Source organism: Gilvimarinus sp. DA14, assembly GCF_024204685.1.
Taxonomy (GTDB): domain Bacteria; phylum Pseudomonadota; class Gammaproteobacteria; order Pseudomonadales; family Cellvibrionaceae; genus Gilvimarinus.
Map to the genome: position 1 here is coordinate 389,011 of NZ_CP100350.1, position 21,768 is coordinate 410,778.

17 protein-coding genes are annotated in these 21,768 nt (G+C 52.8%); 7 read left to right on the forward strand and 10 right to left on the reverse strand.

The genetic code is table 11. The annotated features are described in order from the left end of the window. Window positions 1-10: 10 nt before the first annotated feature. The 4 genes from NHM04_RS01580 to NHM04_RS01595 form a co-directional block, all read right to left on the reverse strand. Complete coding sequence (locus NHM04_RS01580) at window positions 11-3,067, reverse strand: error-prone DNA polymerase (RefSeq protein WP_254265305.1); 3,057 nt, start codon at window positions 3,065-3,067, stop codon at window positions 11-13. 8 nt (window positions 3,068-3,075) lie between these two features. Beyond that, window positions 3,076-4,452 (reverse strand): DNA polymerase Y family protein, encoded by a 1,377-nt coding sequence (locus NHM04_RS01585; RefSeq protein ID WP_254265306.1) that lies wholly within the window; start codon window positions 4,450-4,452, stop codon window positions 3,076-3,078. Window positions 4,453-4,455: 3 nt separating this feature from the next. Next, on the reverse strand, window positions 4,456-5,139 hold the full coding sequence (locus NHM04_RS01590; protein WP_254265307.1) for a hypothetical protein: 684 nt from the start codon (window positions 5,137-5,139) through the stop codon (window positions 4,456-4,458). A gap of 152 nt (window positions 5,140-5,291) precedes the next feature. Next, window positions 5,292-5,780, reverse strand: a complete 489-nt coding sequence (locus NHM04_RS01595; protein WP_254265308.1) for a MarR family winged helix-turn-helix transcriptional regulator — start codon at window positions 5,778-5,780, stop codon at window positions 5,292-5,294. A gap of 371 nt (window positions 5,781-6,151) precedes the next feature. Here NHM04_RS01595 and ectA point away from each other — a divergent pair, with 371 nt between their 5' ends. From ectA to uvrB, 6 genes are all read left to right on the forward strand, one after another. After that, the gene (gene ectA / locus NHM04_RS01600; protein WP_254265309.1) at window positions 6,152-6,643 is read left to right on the forward strand and encodes a diaminobutyrate acetyltransferase; all 492 of its coding nucleotides are present in this window, start codon (window positions 6,152-6,154) and stop codon (window positions 6,641-6,643) included. Window positions 6,644-6,698: 55 nt separating this feature from the next. Next, window positions 6,699-7,973: a diaminobutyrate--2-oxoglutarate transaminase gene (ectB, locus tag NHM04_RS01605; protein ID WP_254265310.1), complete on the forward strand. Its 1,275-nt coding sequence runs from the start codon at window positions 6,699-6,701 to the stop codon at window positions 7,971-7,973. Between the two features lie 72 nt (window positions 7,974-8,045). Then, the gene (locus NHM04_RS01610; RefSeq protein ID WP_254265311.1) at window positions 8,046-8,444 is read left to right on the forward strand and encodes an ectoine synthase; all 399 of its coding nucleotides are present in this window, start codon (window positions 8,046-8,048) and stop codon (window positions 8,442-8,444) included. A gap of 47 nt (window positions 8,445-8,491) precedes the next feature. Then, a complete protein-coding gene (locus NHM04_RS01615) occupies window positions 8,492-9,928 on the forward strand; it encodes an aspartate kinase (protein ID WP_254265312.1) in 1,437 nt (478 codons plus the stop codon). Beyond that, on the forward strand, window positions 9,916-10,830 hold the full coding sequence (locus NHM04_RS01620) for a tetratricopeptide repeat protein (protein WP_254265313.1): 915 nt from the start codon (window positions 9,916-9,918) through the stop codon (window positions 10,828-10,830). Before NHM04_RS01615 ends, NHM04_RS01620 begins: the two co-directional genes overlap by 13 nt. 66 nt (window positions 10,831-10,896) lie before the next feature. Further along, on the forward strand, window positions 10,897-12,903 hold the full coding sequence (gene uvrB / locus NHM04_RS01625; RefSeq protein ID WP_254265314.1) for an excinuclease ABC subunit UvrB: 2,007 nt from the start codon (window positions 10,897-10,899) through the stop codon (window positions 12,901-12,903). A 28-nt stretch (window positions 12,904-12,931) separates the two neighbouring features. On the opposite strand, the gene NHM04_RS01630 is transcribed toward uvrB, so the two are convergent. The 5 genes from NHM04_RS01630 to NHM04_RS01650 form a co-directional block, all read right to left on the reverse strand. Next, the gene (locus tag NHM04_RS01630) at window positions 12,932-15,496 is read right to left on the reverse strand and encodes a bifunctional serine/threonine-protein kinase/formylglycine-generating enzyme family protein (protein WP_256527045.1); all 2,565 of its coding nucleotides are present in this window, start codon (window positions 15,494-15,496) and stop codon (window positions 12,932-12,934) included. Window positions 15,497-15,502: 6 nt separating this feature from the next. Further along, entirely contained in the window at window positions 15,503-16,342 is an 840-nt protein-coding gene (locus NHM04_RS01635; protein ID WP_254265316.1) for a PP2C family serine/threonine-protein phosphatase, read from the reverse strand. A gap of 153 nt (window positions 16,343-16,495) precedes the next feature. Beyond that, window positions 16,496-19,438, reverse strand: coding sequence for an insulinase family protein (locus NHM04_RS01640; RefSeq protein WP_254265317.1), 2,943 nt, complete (start codon window positions 19,436-19,438; stop codon window positions 16,496-16,498). Between the two features lie 4 nt (window positions 19,439-19,442). Next, window positions 19,443-19,952, reverse strand: coding sequence for a tRNA-uridine aminocarboxypropyltransferase (locus tag NHM04_RS01645; protein WP_254265318.1), 510 nt, complete (start codon window positions 19,950-19,952; stop codon window positions 19,443-19,445). Window positions 19,953-20,007: 55 nt separating this feature from the next. Continuing rightward, complete coding sequence (locus NHM04_RS01650) at window positions 20,008-20,298, reverse strand: GIY-YIG nuclease family protein (protein ID WP_256527050.1); 291 nt, start codon at window positions 20,296-20,298, stop codon at window positions 20,008-20,010. A gap of 53 nt (window positions 20,299-20,351) precedes the next feature. Here NHM04_RS01650 and NHM04_RS01655 point away from each other — a divergent pair, with 53 nt between their 5' ends. Then, the gene (locus NHM04_RS01655) at window positions 20,352-21,158 is read left to right on the forward strand and encodes a methyltransferase domain-containing protein (RefSeq protein WP_254265320.1); all 807 of its coding nucleotides are present in this window, start codon (window positions 20,352-20,354) and stop codon (window positions 21,156-21,158) included. Here the strand turns inward: NHM04_RS01655 and NHM04_RS01660 are convergent. Next, entirely contained in the window at window positions 21,144-21,617 is a 474-nt protein-coding gene (locus tag NHM04_RS01660) for a molecular chaperone DnaJ (protein ID WP_254265321.1), read from the reverse strand. The genes NHM04_RS01655 and NHM04_RS01660 overlap by 15 nt on opposite strands. Window positions 21,618-21,768: the final 151 nt, after the last annotated feature.

The window sequence follows — 21,768 nt, forward strand, 5'->3', positions numbered from 1 at the left end:
TATTCTTGGGTTAATGAAAGTCTCTGGATTTATGTTCTAGCTTTCCCAGTAAATGGCTAATATCAATTAATCTGCCGGCCACCACATGGGTCACACCCTGGGCGTGCTCAACCACGCCCTTAACCAATAAAATAGTAGAGGCATAAAATGCCCGCCTTTGCGCACTGGCCGTGGCAGACCAGACAATCACATTGCTATTGCCAGTGTGATCTTCCAGAGTCATAAAAGTTACGCCGCTGGCGGTGCCGGGTCGCTGTCTGCCAACCACTAAACCGGCCACATTTACCAGTGCGCCATGTCGCTGATATTTTAACTCGGTGGCACAGAGGCATTTGGGCAATAGACCTGCTTGCCGCAATAAATGTAGGGGATGATCTTTTAAGCTTAACCCCAAGCTTTGAAAATCTTCCAGCATATTGTCGGTACGGCTGGGGCAGCTTTGCAAGCTGTAGTTTGTTTCTTTTGAATTTAAAGGCTGAGCCTGCTTTTCCATCAGTGACCAGCGTACCTGATAGCGATTGGGGCTAAGGCTATAAAATGCATCGGCACTGGCCAGGGCGTTAATAGCTGAGGCCGACAGTCCGATTTTTTTTACCTCTTGGATGCTGCTAAAGGGTGTGTTGCGATTATGCAGTAGTTTTTCTATGTCGGCCGGTGGCAATCCTTTTATTTGACGCAGACCAACCCGCAGGGCAAGTCCACTTTCTGTTTTCTCTAGAGAGTAGTCGCTGAAGGAGCGATTAATACATACCGGCAATATCTGGCAACCATGACGCTTGGCGTCTTGTAGCAATTGGGATGCACTGTAAAACCCCATTGGCTGGCTGTTTAGCAGGCTGCAGTAAAAGGGCAGGGGGTAGTAATATTTTAGCCAGGCTGATGCGTAGGCAAGCAGTGCAAAGCTGGCGGAGTGGGATTCGGGAAAACCGTATTCACCAAAGCCGAGGATTTGTTCAAATATTCGCTCGGCAAACTCCCGTTGATAGCCTTTGCTTTCCATGCCGATAATGAGTTTGCGTTTGAACTGTAACAGCTTGCCCGATTTTCCCCAGCTTCCCATGGCTCGGCGCAGTGCGTCGGCTTCGCCACCACTGAATCCTGCGGCCACCATTGCCAGCTGTATGACTTGTTCTTGAAAAATAGGTACGCCCAGAGTGCGCTCCAGCACTTGTTGCAGTTCGGCAGAGGGGTACTCCGGTGCTTCAAGGCCCGCCCGTCGGTTTAGGTAAGGTGTTACCATGCCGCCTTGAATGGGGCCAGGTCGAACTATGGCGATTTGCACCACCAGGTCGTAATAACACACAGGTTTTATGCGCGGTAGCATTGCCATTTGGGCTCGCGACTCTATTTGGAAAAGCCCCACGCTATCGGCATTGTGTAAGCTCTGAAAAACAGCCTGATCATCCATGCGGGCCGTAATTTGATGAAGTTTACATTGCCTTTTGTAATGTGTATCGATTAGCGCAAACGCTTTACGCAGCGCCGTCAGCATGCCCAGTGCCAACACATCGACTTTTAGTAAACCCAGAGACTCCAAATCGTCTTTGTCCCACTGAATAACAGTGCGCTCGGGCATGGCTGCGTTTTCAACCGGTACCAGCTCGTAGAGTGGCCCCCGAGAGATTACAAAGCCCCCGACATGCTGAGATAAATGTCGAGGAAAACCTATCAGTTGCTCTGTCAGCGATATCAGACGTTCTGTGTTTGCCGCGCCCTCTGCTAGGCCTAGCTCTATTAACTGATGCTGCCAGCTTTTATTGATGTCTCGAGTGTCAATATTTTTAACAAAAAAATCCAACTGCGACTCGTTAAAGCCCAGGGCTTTGCCCATCTCTTTAAGGGCACTTTTGAAACGGTAAGAGATAACGCTGGCGGCCAAAGCCGCTCGCTCGCGCCCATATTTTTGATAAATGTATTGAATGACCTCTTCGCGTCTCTCATGCTCAAAGTCTACATCGATATCCGGGGGTTCATTTCTCTCTTTAGAAATAAAGCGCTCAAATAGAACATCGATATGGCGCGGATCGACGGCGGTAATTTCCAGGCAATAGCAAACCACAGAGTTGGCCGAAGACCCCCGCCCCTGATATAAAATCCCTTGTTGGCGGGCGAATCTTGCTATGTCGTCGATAGTCAGAAAAAAGTGAGCGTAGTTTAGCTCTGCAATAAGTTTTAACTCTTTCTCTATTTTCTGTTTGATTTTTTTTGGCGTATTTGTGCCAAAGCGCTTCTGTGCTCCTTCCTCTACTCTTTGCCGCAAATAACTGATTGCGGTATGTTGTGGGGGAATGATTTCACTTGGATACTCGTATTTAAGCTCTCCGAAATCGAAATGGCAGGCAGCGCATATTCTCTGTGTTTCTTGCACAGAATCTGCACTGTATAGCTCTGAGATTTTTGCCAGTGAGCGCAGGCTTCTCTCGGCGTTGCTTAGCAGTTGGCGGCCAGCTTTTTGGATGCTGAGCCCTAGCTTGCGGGCGTGCAGGGCTTGTTGTAGAGGGAGGCGTTTGGGGTGGTGCATAAGCACTGCGCCACAGGCCACTAAAGGAATCTGATATTTCTGTGCCAGCTGTTCAGTTTTTTTCAGGTGTTGTGCCTCGCCCTGCGTGAGTTGTTTGCTTATTCCTATCCATACGCGATTACTGTGCCGCTTCTTTAACCATTTGCCCCATTTGTCGTCGTCATCTTCAAAGCTCGGCAGCCAGATTAGAAAGCTTTCTTTTAACGAGGCGAGATCCCATTGGGAAACTTGATAGTTATTTTTTGGGGCCCGGCGTCGCGCATTACTGATAACACGGCAAAGCTCCGCATAGGCTTGGCGGCTGGGGCATATCACAATAACGCGGAGGCTGGCACTGACTTTGAGCAAGCTTCCCGCGATGAGCTTTAGGGAAAGGTTATGTTCTTTGATGGCAGTATAGGCTTTCACCAGGCCGGCCACGGAACATTCATCGGTAATAGCTATGCCTTGATAACCGAGCTGCGCGGCTTGCAGTACCAGCTCTTCTGGGTGAGAGGCACCCAATAAGAAAGAATAGTTGCTCTGGCAGTAAAGCTCGGTGTACATGAGTTGGCCTAGCTAAAATAGCCATGCAAATACCAGGCTTTTCTTGCCTGTATGCCACCTAATTCGCGATAGGCCCAAAGCCAGCGACCTTTTTTATCTCTGACGATGTAGTAATCTCGCAGTACTGGTTTGTCGTCCCACCAGCCTGTAGTGATGCGCTCCGGCCCGCTGATAATAACCACGGGGGCCACGAGTGTGGGTGGCTTTTCAGTTAAAAACGCCGGGCGTAGAGGTAGGGAGACTGTTTGCGATAGCGGCTGGGCGTTGCCGGACAGCTCGGGGCGGTGGTCGTTACCCGCCTGTGGCCAGCTAAAGGCATCCGGCGGCAGTCTGGCCTGCAATAAACTCAATAACTCATTGATTGGCGTGCCCGAGTGCTGGCCAAATAAATCGCTATTTTCTTTGCTCGCTTGGTTGTTGCGTGCCTCCAGGGAAAAGGCGTGAAAGGGGTGTTCGAGACTGAGGTTTTCTAACTTAAGCGATAGCAAGCGCAGCCAGGTTTTTGGACACTGGGTACCCTTGTTGCTAAGGATTTTTATCTGCAAAGGCGTTTGCTCACAAAAGTAAAGACGCAGAATAAGTTCACGTGCCAGTTGTGCTCGTTGGCGCAGATACAGTTGCAGGGCCTCTAATAATTCGGGTAGCCAAGCCAGCAGACCTTCGCTGCTCTGGCAGGGGTAGTTGAGCTCTCGGCGGGCAAAAAAATAATCACTGGGGCTAAAGCGTGCCAGCTTAATGGGTTTTTTGTCGGTTAACTGGCGTAAATAATCAATGCTCTGTGAGTCGAGCCTGTCCGCCAGCTCTGGTAAAGGTATGGCCAGCAGGTCGCTCAAGTAGCGTATGCCGATACGCTCTAATCCCTGAATAACTTTGGGCTCAAGATCTGTCTGGGTTAGATGGACAGTCGCAAATTTGTTGTCCTTTATAGGTGATGTATTTACTGTATGCCCCATTGCGCAGGCTTTAGCGATTAAGGGATTACTGCCGGCTGCGGCGCTGAAATTTACGTTGGCCTGCTTTAATTCTCGAGCAATGGCTTTCCAGTAGCCGTTAAAACCGCGGTAGTAGCGCAGCATAGGTTTAGTGTGCAGGGCGATACCCTGGGTCTCAATGAGACTTAAGTCTGCGCAGCAGTGATAAAGACGGTGTGCCAGCACCTCCAGTTGCTGCTGTTCAAGCTTAAGGTTGTAGGCGTGTACCTGCAGCTCACCGCACAGAGCGCTCGCCATTGCCAGTCCCATGTTTTTGTCTATGCCTTTAGCGGCAGCGCTTTGGTTGCGCTGTAAAATTTTTAGGTGCTTGGTGCAGACAATCGCTGTGGGCGAGTGAGCTTCCATCAGAGTATCCAGCTGTAGGCTGGGAAAATTCAGGTAAAGCCAGTCCATCGGTTAATGCCATTTTTGCGCCCGGGTAGGGCGCGTGCGGGTTTGGCCTTGGCGTTCTGTACATAGATCAGGCCACTGGGCTTGCCAGGTTAAGTCTATAGGGCCGGCGGGCCAGCCTCCTTTGCGTTTGTTAATCATCACCGAAATACCATTGGCGCGAGGTTCTGCGCTTAAGCTTAATGTTAGTGGTACAGAGGCCTGGGCGTTATCGCCACACAGCCAGAGCGTGCTGGTACCTTTATAAGCGGCCAGTTGCAGGCGTTTGCACTCACTGCTGCTTAACGAGCAGTTCCATACCAACAGGGTGGGGCAGCAGCCGCTTTGTAGACACTCTTGAATGCTCCAAAGTAGGTCTCGCTTATGGGGAATGCTCAGACTGAGCAGTTTAGGCGCGGACAGCTCCTGGGCCTGCCAAAAGTCTGGCTGGGGCGGGCCTGGTGGATTAATCAGTACCAGTGGGGCAGAGTTACTTACCCGGTTTTTTATATAGGGCATTAGCAGCCGGACTTCTCCCGACCCTGGCTGGCTGCGCAGCTTACAGACGCCAAACTGTGGAAACCCGCCTCCCAGCACTTGGTTAAGCTCCGTAAACCCTGAGTCCACACACGGGGCGGGAGGCGTCAGCTGGCAGCCTCGATGAATACTGCCACTGTTTTCAAGCGTTTTGAGAATATCGACTCTGGTCATTTTGCCAACCTAAGGCTGTATATGCATACAGTATATTGACCGTATTGATAGATGCAAGGTTTATTGTAGGGGGGGCGCTTTTGTGACTTAGATACGAAAAAGCCCCTGTGGTCAGGGGCTTTGGGGTGGGAATCGGGGCGGATCGAAGGGGGTTAGTTCTTGTCGATTTCGCCGCGATCCAGGGCGCCAATATCCAGAAAGGGTGAGGCGTCCAGCTTATCGGCATTCATCATTTCGGCAACCCGCTGCAATGAGGCGATAATCATGCTTTGCTCCCAATTATCCAAGCCTTTAAAACGACGTACGAAATCGTCTTGCAAGGCAGTGGGGGCGCTCTCTAGAATTTTGCTGCCCTTGTGGGTCAACTGCGGATAAACCTTGCGTTTATCCTGCTGCGAGCGCACTCGGGTAATCAGCTCGCGCTTTTCCAGTCGATCAAGCACGGTGGTTACCGTCGCCTGGGAAAGGCTCATATCCCGCGCCAGCTCGCTGATGGTCATATCCCCTTTGTTATTCAGAATCTGCATGAGCAGTAATTGAGGGCCGGTAACGCTGGCAGTTTTAATCAGTTTTTTGGAGTGTAAATCGGTGGCGCGGATGACACGACGCAGGGCCACCAGTACTTCTTCTATCTTGTCCATTGCCGTTCTCTGGTTAGAAAGCGCGAAATTATAAGCAGCTTTTGCTTCGAGTCCTAATCTTTCTCGGTCGACGGGCGATTTTGTCGCGTGGGCCATAAGAATTACCTTTTGGGTTATCTTTTTGTCCATTGCCCTTTAGCGGATGTGGAGCGAGGGCTAGTTGATGTCGTCTGGACACTGGAATTTACTTAGTGTACTATAGATTAAAGTTTAGAGCACTAACTAATGTGTAGCTGATTTTTCATGGCGCAATTCGTTAGAAGGTGATTTTTTGCCGGTATAGGCTATAAATAATCGCTGGATTGCCAAACTTTGGTCACAAATTAGGTTTAGTGTTTAAATTTATCTCCTTAGAGGAAAAAGTAAATTTCATGTCGGATTCTGTAGAGTTACGTCACCCCACCTCTGAAGATGGATATGCCGTTAATCAACTAGTGGCTGCCAACCCCCCGCTGGACCCGAACTCCATTTACTGCAACCTGCTGCAGTGCTCGCATTTTGCAGACACGGCAGTGGCGGCCTTTAAAGACGGCCAAATGGTGGGGTTTGTCTCCGGTTATGTGCCGCCGTCCATGCCCCATGTGCTGTTTGTTTGGCAGATTGTGGTGGATAAAGCAGGGCGCGGCCTTGGTTTGGCAAAAAAGCTGGTGAAAGCGCAGCTGGATAGTCCCGCCTGCAAAGAAGTGACTCATATCCACACGACGATTACTCCTGATAACGACGCCTCCTGGGGGCTGTTTCGCTCTCTGGCTAAAGATTTGAGCGCCGAGCTGAAAAGCGGCGTGTACTTTGAAAAAGACAAGCACTTTGGCGGTGTGCACGATGATGAGCACCTGCTTGAGATTGGGCCTATTAGCCGTTAATGGCGAATGAACGCCCGCTAATGAATTCTCTATTTATTATTTAACTGAGGTCAGTATGAATATTTTTAACGAAATGGAATCGGAAGTTCAGTCTTATGCTCGCTCTTTTCCGGTAGTGTTTAACAAGGCAAAAGACTGCTACTTGTATGGTGAGGATGGTAAGCAATATATTGATTTCTTGTCCGGCGCTGGCTCTTTGAACTATGGCCACAACAATGACCACTTGAAGCAGGCTCTGCTCGATTACATTGCTGAAGACGGCATTACTCACGGTTTGGATATGCACAGTGCGGCAAAAGCCCGTTTTCTCGAGGTGTTTCGCGATAAAATTCTCGCACCGCGTGATATGGAATATGTGCTGCAATTTACCGGTCCCACCGGAACCAACGCGGTTGAGGCTGCACTGAAAATCGCGCGCAAGGTAACCGGACGCACCAATGTGATCTCGTTCACCAACGGTTTTCACGGCTGCTCGCTGGGGGCAGTTTCGGCCACCGGCAATCAGCATCACCGCGGTGGTGCAGGTGTAGCCTTGAGCGATGTGGATCGTATGCCTTTTTGTGGTTACTACGGCCGCGATGTCGATACCATTAAGATGATCGATAAACTGCTGTCAGATCCCTCCAGTGGTATCGATAAGCCGGCCGCCGCCATTGTTGAAGCGGTACAAGGTGAGGGTGGCCTGAATGTGGCAACCACTGAGTGGTTGCAGGCCCTGGAGCGTCTGTGTAAGAAGCACGACATTTTACTGATTTTGGATGATATTCAAGCCGGATGCGGCCGTACGGGTACCTTTTTTAGCTTTGAGCCCGCGGGCATTAAGCCGGACATTGTTACCCTGTCTAAATCTTTGAGCGCCTACGGCTTGCCGTTTGCAGTCGTAATGATCAAGCCGGATTTAGATATCTGGGAGCCGGGTGAGCACAATGGTACTTTCCGTGGTAACAACCACGCGTTTGTCACCGCAACTGCTGCCATTGAGCACTACTGGAGCGATGACAAGCTAGAAAATGAAATTAAGGCTAAGGCTCAGTTGGTCACCCAGCGTTTTAAGAAGATTATTGAAGCCAATGGTGAGTTAACTCTGCGCCTTAAAGGCCGCGGTTTGATGCAGGGCATTGACTGTGGCACCGGCGAGTTGGCCAGCAAAGTGTGCGCCCAGGCGTTTGAACACGGCGTTGTGATCGAAACCTCGGGTAATCACAGTCAGATTGTTAAATGCTTCTGCCCGCTCACCATCAGCGAAGACGCCTTGAACGAGGGTTTGAATAAGCTGGAGCAAAGCTTTGCCGAAGTCTTTGCCCAAGAGAAGCTGAAAAAGGCATCGTAAGTAGACGATGATCTTTAACGGCGGCCCACAGGGCCGCCATTGTTTTACCGCCACGAATTTAAGGAGTAACCAATGATTGTTAGACGCTTAAAAGACGCAGAAAAAAGCGATCGCAAAATTGTTTCCGAGGGCTGGGATAGCACCCGCTTGGCCTTGCGCAACGACAACATGGGCTTTTCGTTCCACATTACCACTATTTACCGCGATGCGGAGTTGCATCTGCACTATCAAAACCATCTGGAATCTGTGTACTGCGTCAGTGGTTACGGCTCCATTGAAGATCTGGCCACCGGCGAAGTGCACACCATTGAGCCGGGTACCATTTATTTGCTGGATCAGCACGACAAGCATATTTTGCGCGCCGAAGAAGAAATGAAAATGGCCTGCGTATTTAACCCGCCTTTGCACGGTAAAGAAGTTCATAATGCCGAAGGCGCCTACGAATTAGATGCCGAGGAGGTTAAAGGCTAAGTTGAAAGATTACTTTCACTCTCTTTCAACTTAGCAAAGGCAAGTATATGAGTCATACAGTAGAGAAAATTGGCGGCACCTCCATGAGTCAGTATGAGGCGGTGCGTGACAATGTGATTTTAAAAGGCAATAACAGCACCGATATTTACAACAGGGTTTTTGTTGTTTCGGCCTATGGTGGCATGACGGATTTGCTGCTGGAGAACAAAAAAAATGGCAAGCCCGGGGTGTATGGACTGTTTGCCAGCACCAGTGACGATGAAGATTGGCATCAGGCATTTGGCGAAGTGCGCAGTGAGATGTTTGCCATCAATGAATCACTGTTCGGGCAGACCGAGCTCGGTGATAAAGCCAATGAGTTTATCGCTCAGCGCCTAGAAGATGCCGAGCGAGTGCTGAAAGATCTGGAGCGGTTATGCCAGCACGGTCACTTTGAACTGCAAGCCCATTTGTTTACTGTACGTGAAATGCTTGCCAGCCTCGGCGAGGCGCACAGCGCCTGGAATATGGCACACCTGCTAAAGCGTGACGGTATTAATGCCCGCTTCGTGGATTTATCAGGCTGGCAGGCGGATCAGGCCGAGACCTTGGACGACATGATTAACAAGGCGTTTGCCGATGTGGATTATGCCAGCGAACTGGCGATCGCCACTGGTTATACCCATTGCGACAAGGGCCTGATGGCAACCTTTGATCGCGGCTACAGTGAAATGACCTTTAGTCGTATCGCGGTGCTAACCGGTGCGCGTGAGTCTATCATTCACAAGGAGTATCACCTGAGTAGCGCAGATCCTCGTTTGGTGGGGGCTGATAAAGTCGTACCCATAGGTCGCACCAACTATGATGTGGCCGACCAACTGGCGAATTTGGGGATGGAGGCCATTCATCCTCGTGCGGCAAAAGGGTTGCGTCAGGCGGATATTCCGCTGCGGGTAATGAACACCTTTGAGCCGGAGCACGCCGGCACCCTGATTACAGGCGATTATGTGAGCGATACGCCCCGGGTAGAAATTATTGCCGGACGTCGCCGGGTTTATTCCATTGAGCTGTTTGATCAGGATATGATGGGCAGCATCGAAAAGTACGATTCAGGTATTTTAAAAACCATTGCCCGCTTCAAAGCCCATGTGGTGAGTAAAGATATCAACGCCAATACCATTACTCACTATGTCGGGGCTAACTTGAAAACGGTAAATCGTATTCGCCGCGAACTGGAAGAGTTGTATCCCGATGCCGAAATCAACACCCGCAAGGTGGCGGTTGTGTCGGCGATTGGCAGCGATATGAAAGTGCCGGGTATGCTGGCTAAAACCGTATCGGCTTTATCTGAGGTCAATATTAGTATTCTCGCCATGCATCAGTCGATTCGTCAGGTGGATATGCAGTTTATTCTCGACGAAGACGATTACGATCTGGCCGTACAAAGCCTGCACCGCTGCTTGATTGAGGTGCACAATCACGGAGAGGCCATATGCGCTGCCTAAATACGGTGGTGTTATTTTTGGCGCTGGCTTTTGCCAGCGCTTTTTCGTTGGCACAGGAAAACTCTGAGGCCAATACTGCCGAGGTTTCTGAGGCTGATGCCCGCGCTCGGGTAGAGAGCTTGCAAGAGCCTTTATACAACCCCTTTGTCGAGCGTTATGTGCTGGACGAGCTCAAGCAGCTGCGCAGCGAAATGGCGCAGCAGCGGGTTGAATTGACAGAGAAAATTGTCGATCGGCAGGTCGAGTCCATCGACCGTGGGGTTAATTACGCCACCAATACCATCACCTACTTTTTCTATTTGATCGCCGGGGTCAGCTCCATTCTGGTTTTGGTTGGCTGGACATCGGTGCGCGACATCAAAGAGCGGATGAACAAAATTGCCGATGAAGAAGTCGGTAAGCTGGTGAGTACCTATGAAAAGCGCCTGGAGGCCATTGAGAAACAGCTGACCCAGAAAACTCGCCACATCGATGCCAACCGGGAAGAGATTGAACGGACCCAGGAGGTGCACGCGCTCTGGTTGCGGGCTGCGCAAGAAACCATGCCGGCTAACAAAATTGCCGTGTACGATCAAATTCTGGATGTACGGCCGCTAGACTGCGAGGCCTTGACCTACAAAGCCGATGAGGTGCTGGAGTTGGGTGAAGTGCAGTGGGCGATTAATTTGTGTCAGCAGGCCCTGGCTATTGACGCCGATAACGCCCACGCTTTTTATCAGCTCGCTTGTGCCAAAACCATGCTGGGCAACTACGATCAGGCCATTCACTACCTCAGTGAAACCCTAGAGCGCTCTGAGAGCTATCGTGAAACCATGATGGACGACCCGGCTCTGGAGCCATTGCACGAGCTGCCCGAATTCAAGCAGCTACTTACCTCCAGCACGGCGGAAGCCAACAGCTAAAACCTTATACGCAATCGGTTTGGCGGGTTAGAATGGCGCTTTTGCACAATCTAAGAACTTGCGTATATGACTAAACAATTCTCGGTCGAGAGCGCTTTCCAGCCCGCCGGCGATCAGCCCACCGCAATTGCCGAGCTGACTGAGGGGCTGGAGTCGGGGCTCGCCCATCAAACTCTGCTAGGGGTTACCGGTTCAGGTAAGACCTTCTCTATTGCCCATGTGGTGGCCCGCGCCCAGCGGCCCACTCTGGTCATGGCGCACAACAAAACTCTGGCGGCACAGTTGTACGGGGAGTTTAAAGAGTTCTTTCCTCATAACGCCGTAGAGTATTTTGTCTCCTACTACGATTATTATCAGCCCGAGGCCTATGTGCCTTCGTCGGATACCTTTATTGAAAAAGACGCCTCGGTCAACGAACACATCGAACAGATGCGCCTGTCTGCCACTAAGGCTTTGATGGAGCGCAAAGACGCCATCGTGATCGCCACTGTGTCGGCTATTTACGGCTTGGGTGACCCCGAGTCTTACCTGAAAATGATTTTGCATCTGGTGCGCGGCGACCGTATAGATCAGAGAAAAATTCTCCGGCGCCTGGCCGAGCTGCAATACACCCGTAACGATATGGATTTTCAGCGCGCCACTTATCGGGTGCGCGGTGATGTGATTGATATTTTTCCGGCCGACTCAGAATTTGAAGCGGTGAGGGTAGAGCTGTTTGACGATGAGATCGAGCAGATATCTATTTTCGATCCTCTCACCGGCGAGGTGCTTAGCAAAGTGCCTCGCATGACCATCTATCCCAAATCCCACTATGTGACTCCGCGCGAGCGAATTGTTCAGGCTATTGAAGATATCAAAGTTGAGCTGGATGAAAGGCTCAAGCAGCTGCGCGACAATGACAAGCTGGTGGAGGCGCAGCGACTAGAGCAGCGCACTCGCTACGATTTGGAGATGATGCAGGAGCTCGGCTATTGCAACGGCATTGAAAACTACTCGCGCTATCTGTCGGGCCGAGATCCAGGTGAAGCTCCGCCCACACTGTTCGATTACCTGCCAGCAGAGTCGCTGTTAGTGATTGACGAATCTCATGTTACCGTGCCGCAAATAGGTGCTATGTACAAAGGTGATCGCTCGCGCAAAGAAACTCTGGTGGAGTATGGCTTTCGTTTGCCGTCGGCCCTCGACAATCGCCCAATGCGCTTTGATGAATGGGAGGCGAGGGCGCCGCAGATGATCTTTGTCTCGGCCACTCCCGGCCCCTACGAAAACGAGCACGCCGGACAGGTGGTAGAGCAGGTAGTGCGCCCCACGGGGCTGGTGGATCCGCAAGTGGAGATCCGGCCGGCCTCAACGCAGGTGGATGATGTTTTGTCGGAGCTAAAGCGCCGGGTCGAAGCCGATGAGCGGGTGTTAATTACCGTGCTTACTAAGCGTATGGCGGAAGATTTAACTGAGTATCTGACCGAGCAAGGTGTTCGAGTACGCTACCTGCACTCGGATATCGATACCGTCGAACGAGTGGAAATTATACGCGACCTGCGTCTCGGTGAGTTCGACGTACTGGTGGGCATTAACCTGTTGCGCGAGGGGCTGGATATGCCCGAAGTGTCACTGGTGGCTATTTTCGATGCCGATAAAGAGGGTTTTCTGCGCTCTGATCGCTCGCTTATTCAAACCATTGGTCGGGCCGCGCGCAACGTGAACGGTAAAGCTATTCTCTACGCCGATCGTATTACCGGCTCGATGCAGCGCGCTTTGGATGAAACCGAACGTCGTCGCGAAAAACAAATTCAGCACAATCTGGAGCATGGCATTACGCCCCAGGGTATTCGTAAAAATGTGGCGGATATTCTCGAAGGCGCGCAAGTGCCAGGAGCAGGTCTGAAAGGCCGTCGCAAGTCGGATAAACGCGGCGCCTCCGAAACCGTTGTGATCGCCGAGGGCGGCGATGTGTTTAAGCACATTGAGCGTTTGGAAAACGAAATGATGAAAGCGGCCAAAGATCTCGAGTTTGAAAAAGCCGCTGCGCTGCGCGATCAGATTCAAACTCTCAAGCATCAGGCGGCCGGCTAGGGGCTCAAAAAGCAGGTACGTAAAAGAGTTAAAACTCTTCCACTACCAGGCGTATGCCAATATCTGTGTGGTAGGTATGCTGTGGTTGAAAACGGCGGCTATAAGTATTCACAGCCTCGGCATCGTCGTTCATTGAGCCGCCTCTGACCACACGGGCGGGGCAGTTTTCCTGCTGGTAAGCTGTGGTGGCAGTGGTGGCATTGTCATAGTTATCGCGGTAGCAATCTGCTACCCATTCGGCGACATTACCCGCGGTGTCGTACAGGCCAAACTCATTGGCCGCAAAGCTGCCCACAGGGGCCGTCTCACCGCGAAACAATCCCGTATACTCGCTGTCGCAGTGGCGACGACAGTTGGCTTTGCCGCCGGCGTCCTCCGGATTGTCCCCCCACCAGTAAGCGGTATTTTTACCGGCCTTGGCAGCGTATTCCCACTCGGCTTCGGTGGGTAAGCGGTAATTTTTGCCGGTCTGCTGGCTTAACCATTGGGCATATAGCTGCGCTTCTTCCCAGCTAACATTAATCACGGGTCTTTGTTCGCGCCCCCAGCGATTATCGCCAGGCAAAGGCATGGATTGATGCCTGGCAAAACGCTCATATTCGGCGAAGGTTATTTCGTATTTGCTGACTGCGATGGGGCTGTCCAGTACCACTGGGTGAATGGGGCTGGCTGAGGTTTCCGGGCCGCCCATGTTAAACCGTCCAGCGGGAATCACGGTCATTAACGGGCCTTTACCACCACTGGCCAGAGAGTCTTGAAATTCACTGCCTGGCTCGCGTGAAGGGGACAGGGTGACGGGCAGCTCAAGATTCTGGTCTTTCAGTTGGGTCCAGCGTAAATATCTCCGATGCCCTGGTGCTGTGACTTCGATTTGATATGACCCGGGAGGCAGGGCAATACCATCGCGGTATTTCTCGCGAATATTCATGATCCGCACCCGTGCGTTGGCGGGGGTGGCTTGTACCGTCAGGGTAAAGCTTGCCTTATCGCTAGGGCTATCGGTGCTGGCCTGCGCTGAGCGGTCATTCTGCTTCGGGCCTGTTTGTTCCGGGTTTATGTTTGCAGGGACAGAAAGTTGTGTGGCATTAAAGCCGCCTGGCTCACCCCTGCCTTCCACCGCCGGCGCGGCACTAGCCTTGCCAAGGCTCTGCGCCACCGCTTCGCGGGCAGGGGAGGATTGTGCCGCGTCAACGCTCGACAAGGTATTTAACTCTGCAGTTGGGGGATTTGCGAAAGAGGCGACGGGTTGGTCTTGCCCCTGTGGCGCGAATGTCGGGCGATTGACCTGTTGCTGATCTTGGGTGGACATGACTGCACTCGCCGCGCTGGAGCTCTGCGCTTGTGAGGCAGCACTGCTCAGTGGTGAACTCTGGCCGGAAGTTGGCTCGTTCACCTGCACGACAGCTGGCGGATTAGAATCGATCTGGCTTGCTGACCCCTGCCAGATCAACAAGATCAACGCGATCACACAAACACCACAGGCCGCAACAATCGCCTGTCTGTGACGCAGCGGCAATTCTCGCCAGGCCAATAGCCAGCCATTGCTCTGCAGCTGAGGATGTACCTTGGTGGCGACCAGAGTGTTTTGCTGGGTCAGGCGATCGCCGGAATCCTGCTGTTGTGCCTGTTGTCGGTAGAAGCCGCGCGCTTTGCTAAAGCGCATTGAACCTAGCAGGCTTGCACTGGTGTTTAGCGTGTTTTTCAAGCCGGATTGGGTACGTCTTAGCAGCACGTTGAGTAAGTTGCCTAACTGGCTGGCGATACTACCGGACGAGGATAAAAAGTCATTGCCTTGCTCGCGCATTTGCAGTTGCAGCAGGTCAATGTCGCTGACCAGCTCACGGCCTTGCTGGTAGCGCTTGGCCGGGTCTTTATCCAGCAGTTTGTCCAATATCGGCTGAAAACGAATGTACTGGGCAGGAAGTGTGGGGAGTGGTGAGGCCAGGTGTTTGAGGGCAATGGCTACCGCTTCTTCGCCCTGATAGGGGACTGCGCCGGTGAGCATTTCGTAAAATACTATGCCCAGACTATAAAGGTCTGAGCGCGCATCCACGGCTTTACCGCGGGTTTGTTCTGGGCTCATGTAATGCGGCGTACCCACTACGGTACCCGCGTGGGTTGCGCGTGAGTTTAATGACTGAGCCCTTGCTACACCAAAATCGGTGAGTACGGCTGAACCGTCGTCGCGGAACAATACGTTCTCTGGTTTGATATCCCGGTGCACGTAACCCTTTTCGTGCGCGTGATCCAGCGCTGCGCCAATTTCCTTTAAAATTTTCAAAGCCGCGGCAGCGTCAATGCCGGCGAGCATTTTGTCGTGAATTGACCCGCCTGGCAGGTAATCCATGGCGATGTAATTCAAATTGTCGTGCTTGCCGATATCGTAAATCGAGACAATGTGTGGGTGCGACAATTGGCCCACGATATTGGCCTCGCGCTGAAAGCGTTCGCTAAAGCTGGGGTCCCCATTGAGCGCCGGTGACATTACCTTCAGGGCCACTACGCGGCCGACGCTTTCCTGAATAGCCAGGTATACGGTAGACATGCCGCCGTGATTTATTTTGCGAATTATTCTGTAGCCAGGAATCTGCATGTCGGTTTAGAAAATCGTCCAGTAAAGCAGTGCGAACAGCACCAACAAAGCGAGGGTGTAGATAATGGCATCCAGACGGCGGCTATGAGTAAATATCGGCACCCAGTGTGCCAATGCTGCCCGCATGCTAGGTTTGGGTTGACTGGGGGCGGCGATGACTTGCACCGTAATGTTATCCCGGCCACCGGCATTGAGAGCGGCTTTTACCAGCTCTCGGGTGGCCTGATCTGGGGTGCGGTAGCGCTGTAAAATAGCGCTAATTTCCGCGTGGCTAAGTTCATCGGTTAGTCCGTCGCTGCACAACAGCAACCATTGTTCTGGCTGCCAGGGGCGGGTCAGTGAATCAACCCTGACGGTTTCCATTTCCTGCGAGCCGAGACACTGCGTGATGATGTTTTTATCCGGGTGACTCTCGGCATCGATGGAATTAATAGCGCCGCTCTCGAGTAGCATTTGAACATAAGAGTGGTCGGTGGTCAGTGCCTGCAAGCCCAGCTCGGGGGTGAATTGATAGGCGCGACTGTCGCCCACCCAGGCAATTTCAAAGTTCTCGCCGTGGTGTTTGAGGGCTACAATGGTCGAGCCCATGCCCTCGGCGCCTATGCCATTTGCCGCTGCATCTAAAATAGCCTGATGGGCGCGTTGGATGGACTCTGACAGAGGAAGGTCCGGGTACTTGGCGAGGGTGTCGCGCACTATGGCACTGGCTACTTCACCGGCGTCGTGGCCGCCCATGCCGTCGGCTACCATCCACAAATCCTGAGCGGGCAAGCTTAAGAAGCAGTCCTCGTTATTGCTTCTCTTGCTGCCCGGATTGGTCATCGAGCTTGAATCCAGTTCTGGCATAGCTGGCGCTTTCATCCCGGTTATGGCTTTACGTCAGAGTGTACAAGCCATATTACTCCATCGGTTATTGTTGTGGGCGGGACTCAATTGGTGTTTTACGCAATTTTGCGCCCGCCGTTTCTTGTCTGTCCTTGTGCGATAACTCGCGCCAGTTTACAGGTTTTTTATTTCCAGCCCCATAGTTTCTGCGGCCTGTTTTGCCGCTCCGGGAATGACGGCGGCAATACTTGCACGCTCCGGGCGTAAGTAGGTTTGTGCCACACGTTTCAGATCGTCCTCGGTAACCTCGAGTACTCGGGCGCGGAAGGACTCACGTTTGGCGCGGCTGCGACCAAACAGCTCGGCGTGAAACGTTTGCTTGGCTTCGCCTGCGGGTGAGGCGGGCTTGTCGATACTGCTAATTATGCCGAGGATGGACTGCTCAATCTCATCCGCGTCGATGGGCTCTTGCATAACCCACTGCACCGATTGGTCAAAATCGGCCAGGGTTTCGGCAAAGCGCGGATCTCGGTAGGAGAAAAACCGAAAGGCGCCGCTGTTGTTGTCTTGACTCGCGCCACCGCCGTAAGCGCCGCCTTGCTCGCGGATGCGAGTGTGCAAAAAGCCATTGCGTAACACCCCCGCCAGAACCGTCAAAGCCGGGGCATCGGCATGATCCGAGGCGACGGTAGGGTAGGCCTTGGCGCAAAAGTTTACTTGAGTGTTGGTTATCCAGGCTTGTTTTATTTGCTTTTCGGTAGGTTCGAATGACAGCGGATCTACAGCCGCTAGCGGAGCCTCTTGCCACACCTCGCCCAATTGCGTGCGCATGCTATCCAGCTGTTCGGGCTCCGCCACCAGCAATAGTTGGCGCGGTGCCTGCGCTAGCTTTTGATGTAATCGTTCAAGTTTGCTAGCCAGCTTTGCCCGTCCTTCGCTAGTGGCGTTGGCGTTATCCAGGGCGATCAAGCGTGCTATTGCCTCCAGGCCGCCCAGTTCATGAGACAAGCGCGCCGAGGGTGAAATACCTGCCGCCGCCGCGGTCATCGCCAAACTGTGGCCATTGCCGGTAATGGATTGCTCGCGACGTGCGCGCGCCTGGGCAATAAGCTCGCGTAGCCGTTCGTGCTCGTCGAAGCGGGCAAGGTTAAAAGTATTGCTCATCAGCTGTGCACAGGCTTGGGAGTTGCGCGCTAACGCCTTGGCTGAAAGCGTCAGGTAGGCGGCAGTGTTCTGCGGGTCAGTGCCGTCGCTGCGAATCGCAACCCGTGCACTAATGGCGCCCACTAACTCTGCCTGGCGCTCTTGCACTGCCAAATAATCCAAGTCGCCGTGTCCGACTTCGGTCAGGCACATACAGTAGAGTGCCAGTAATTGTTGTTCGCTTTCGTCAAGCTCGGGCAGTTGCACCACCAGCTGCTGATAGACCAAGCCGTTGGTGCCCACGCCGTAGCGGCGCAGCGGGTAGTCACCCAGGTTTTCGTGACTGCCTGCGGTGTAGGGCATGGTGGCGGGAATGTCTTGCAGGGTTACTTTGGGCAGAATGCTGTCGTCGTCTTTTTGCTCCTGACGCTCCAGCAGCGCCCGGGCTTGCTGCACAATGGCCTGGGACTGTTGCTCGCTTAACGCGTTTTTAATAGCTGCCAGACGCTCGGTTTCGGCCTGCTGCATTCGAGCGCCCATTGCCGTATCCGGGCGTAGCGTAAGCGTGACGCGGTGCGAATTTTCTAAGAACAGTTCGCGTATCTTGCGCTGGACAAAATCTGCTTGCGATACTTTGGCCCGCAAACTGGCCAGCGCGCTGTCCAGGTCCAGCTGGGCGATGGGGTCGCCGCGATGGGTGGCGGCTGTAAGTGCAGTCATAATCAACTGCAAGCCATAGGGGAAGCCATCACCGCCGATTTCGCGCTGGGATAGCTCTAGCTGGTGCAGCGACGATTCCACCGCCGAAGCGGGCACCCCGTCACGCGCGACTTGCTCGAGGGTCTCGAAAATCAGCTTTTCTACCTCTCTGGTCGCGTCTCCGGCGCAGCCCTCCAGGCCGCAGACGAAGCTCATTTCGTATTGGCTGTCATCCAAGCCGCACAAGGGGGATGGCGCATGCCCGAGGTCGGATTGCTCCAGCGCTTTTTGCAGAGGAGAGGCGCTGTTGTCCAGTAACACACTGGCGATTAGATGCGCCTCGAGGGCGGCTTCTAAATCTGTTGCTTCTTCCAGTAGCCAGCCGACCACGATATGGGTTTTACGGTGTGCGCTGTCGTCTTCAGTGTCGCCGGCATCCAAAGGGTAGGCGTCTTCAACCCGAATAGGGCTGTGCAGACGCTTAAGAGGCGAAACGGCGATTTTATGATCCAATGCATCGAAGCTACTAAGGGCTTGCTCGTGAAATCGGGCTTGATGCTCGACGGCATCAATATCGCCGTAGGTCATAAAAATAGCATTACTGGGATGATAATGGCTGCGGTAAAACGCCAGTAGCTGCTCGTAGGTCAAGTCGGGGATATGTTCGGGGTCGCCGCCACTGTTGTAGTGATAGGTGTTGCTGGGAAATAAATGACTTGATAATTTCTGCCACAACTGCGCAGGTACTGAGCTCATGGCGCCTTTCATTTCATTGTATACAACCCCTTTATAGACCAGTTCTGATTCGGGGTTGTCTGCCTCGGCAAATTCCAGGCGATGCCCCTCCTGGGCAAAATCCAGCGGGTCTAAGGAGGCGAAGAAAACCGCATCCAGATAGACATCTAGCAGGTTGTCAAAATCTTTGCGGTTTTGGCTGGCAAACGGGTAAGCGGTCCAGTCAGAGCTGGTAAACGCGTTCATAAATGTGTTCAAAGAACGCCGGGTCATCATAAAAAATGGGTCGCGCACCGGATACTTGGCGCTGCCACATAAAGCGGTATGTTCCAGAATATGCGCTACCCCGGTCGAGTTTTGTGGCACTGTGCGAAGTGCCACTAAAAAAACGTTCTCGCTGTTATCGGCGGCCAGATGAATATGCTGGGCGCCGGTAGCGTCATGGCGGTAAAGTTCAACCCGCAGCTTCAGGGCGTCTAAGTGAACACTGCGCTCTAAGGTAAAGGCGGGGTGGGCGTTGCTCATATTTTGCTCACTCATTACGTTAACTTCTGTTGGGGTCATAGCTGACCAGCTTGTCGATAAAGCGATCAAAAGAGTGCAATAGCGGGAGATATTTAGTCTCGGAGCTTTCCAGTTGCTGCAAAGCGTAACAACTTGCCTCCAGAGTGGAAAGCTGGTGAGGGTTTTTCGCCTGTCGTATGCGGTAGTTGCTTTGCGTGTTGCTGGTAATGGATAAACGCGGCAGCGCGCCAAGAGCCGGATTTAAAAAAAGCATTTTGCGGCTCTTGCGCCAGTTGGCATCGATAATCACCAGTGTATCAGGACATGTACCTGGCACGCTCACAGGCACGCAATAATCGGCTGTTTCTGGATAGAGCAACACGGCATTTTCTAAAAAGGGATTGAGCTCGGCGCCTCGAAACTGTTCGCCGATCAAAAGCTGCGAATTTTGCAGCGAGCGGTGCAGTAACTCGCCGGTATTCTTGGGGTGACCGGCTTCATCCGGGTGTTGCAAAATCAATGCGAAAGTATGGTTCTCGGTGGGTGCCACAAACGCGCATAAACAGCGCTGCAGAGGCCTGCCGCATTGCGGACACAAGATGCGTTTAGCGCTCACAGAAAGCCGGTGGGAGTGTGGGCAGGGGAACAGGAGAGGCCGTGCTGAGTAGCTGCAGCTTTTGCTGGCGGTTGAGTTTTTTGATGGCCGCTTCGCGTTTGCTGGCGCTGGAGCGATCCGGGTGGGACTCCAATCTGCAGAGCTTACGCGGAGCGCTGGTGCGAAAAAAACGCGCTCCGGTCCTCCCCAAGCAGTGCTCGCGCCAGCGACGCTCCACATCGGTAGTGATACCGGTGTACAGCTGGCCGTTTTCACATTCGATCATATAGGTGTACCACATGGCGCTATAATAGCGCCGCCAGCGCCAGACGGCGAGTACTAAGCGGAGCCTCTATGCCCAAACAAACCACAGACACTGATCGAAACTTTGATGATCTGGCGGAGCGTTTTGATCGCAATATTTACGGTGGACTTAAAGGGCAAATCCGGCTGGCGGTATTGCAGCGCGATTTTGCCGACTATTTACCCATCGCTCCATATATTCCACTCACGCCCGAGGGGCGGTTGCGCGTACTTGATGCCGGTGGAGGTCAGGGGCAGTTTTCGCTGCCCTTGGCGGCAGCAGGTCACGATATGGTTTTTTGCGATATTTCACAGAATATGTTGCTTAAAGCCAAGGCGCGAGCCGGGGCTCTGGGGTGTGAACAGAGGGTGGAATTTAGACACCAGTCAGCGCAGTCGCTGGCACCGGCTGAAGCCTTCGATCTGGTAATTTGTCACGCGTTGTTAGAGTGGGTGGTGGAGCCAATGACGCTATTAGAGGGCTTGCTGAACAGGGTAAAGCCCGGCGGGTATATGTCAGTTATTTTCTACAATCAGCATGCGCTGGTGTATAAAAATCTACTGCGTGCGAATTATAAGAAAGTTCTCAGCCAAGATTACGCTGCCTACCGAGGCAGTCTCACGCCGATCAACCCCTTGCTGCCAGAGCAGGTTAGGCAGTTTTGCAGTGAGCGAAAGTTTAGTCTCTTGTGCTGCAGTGGTATCAGGGTGTTCCACGACTATATATTGGACGCCGAGCAGCGCCAGGCCGAGCCAGAAAGTGTGTTACAGCTGGAGCTGACCCATTCACGCCTGGCCCCTTATCGTGACCTGGGTCGCTACGTCCACTTATTGCTGCGCCGTTCAGCTGGGGATTGATTGCAGCAAGACAGTTTTTGCCTCATTGATGCGGCTGGCCAGATAATCGTTGCCACCGCGGTCCGGGTGTACTTTCTGCATCAGTCGTTTGTGAGCACTGATCACCATATCTCTATTAAGTTGCCTGGCCTGTAGCTCACGCTGTAAGCCGAGTACTTCGGCCGCTTCAGCGGTATCCATTTTTGCGGATCTGCTCGGCGGGCTTTTGCGGCGCAAAAAAGGCAGAATCTGTGGTAACAAGCCCAGCAAAGGTTTTGCCAATGCAAGCAGGGCACCCAGTGCGGCACCGAGCCAGTGAATTCTGCCGGTAACCGCTAAAACCACCAGTAGCAGCACCAAGAGTGCTGCTAGAAGCTGCATAATGGCTTTGCGTTTTTGTGCTGTCGGCTGTTTTTTGAGCCAGGAATAGCCCAGAAAAATCAGGCCCAGTATCAGTAAAATCGGTATCAGTCGAAACATGGAGTAAGGTTGCAGTTTGCAGGTGCTGGAGAAGCTACTTTAGCAGATGGGCAAGAGTCTCGGTAGCGCGGTTTTATGGTCGCTAATTGGCGCGGCCTCGGTTATGCTTGCTGCCCAAGAGGCATTGACGTAAGCATCGGACCCGGAGAGA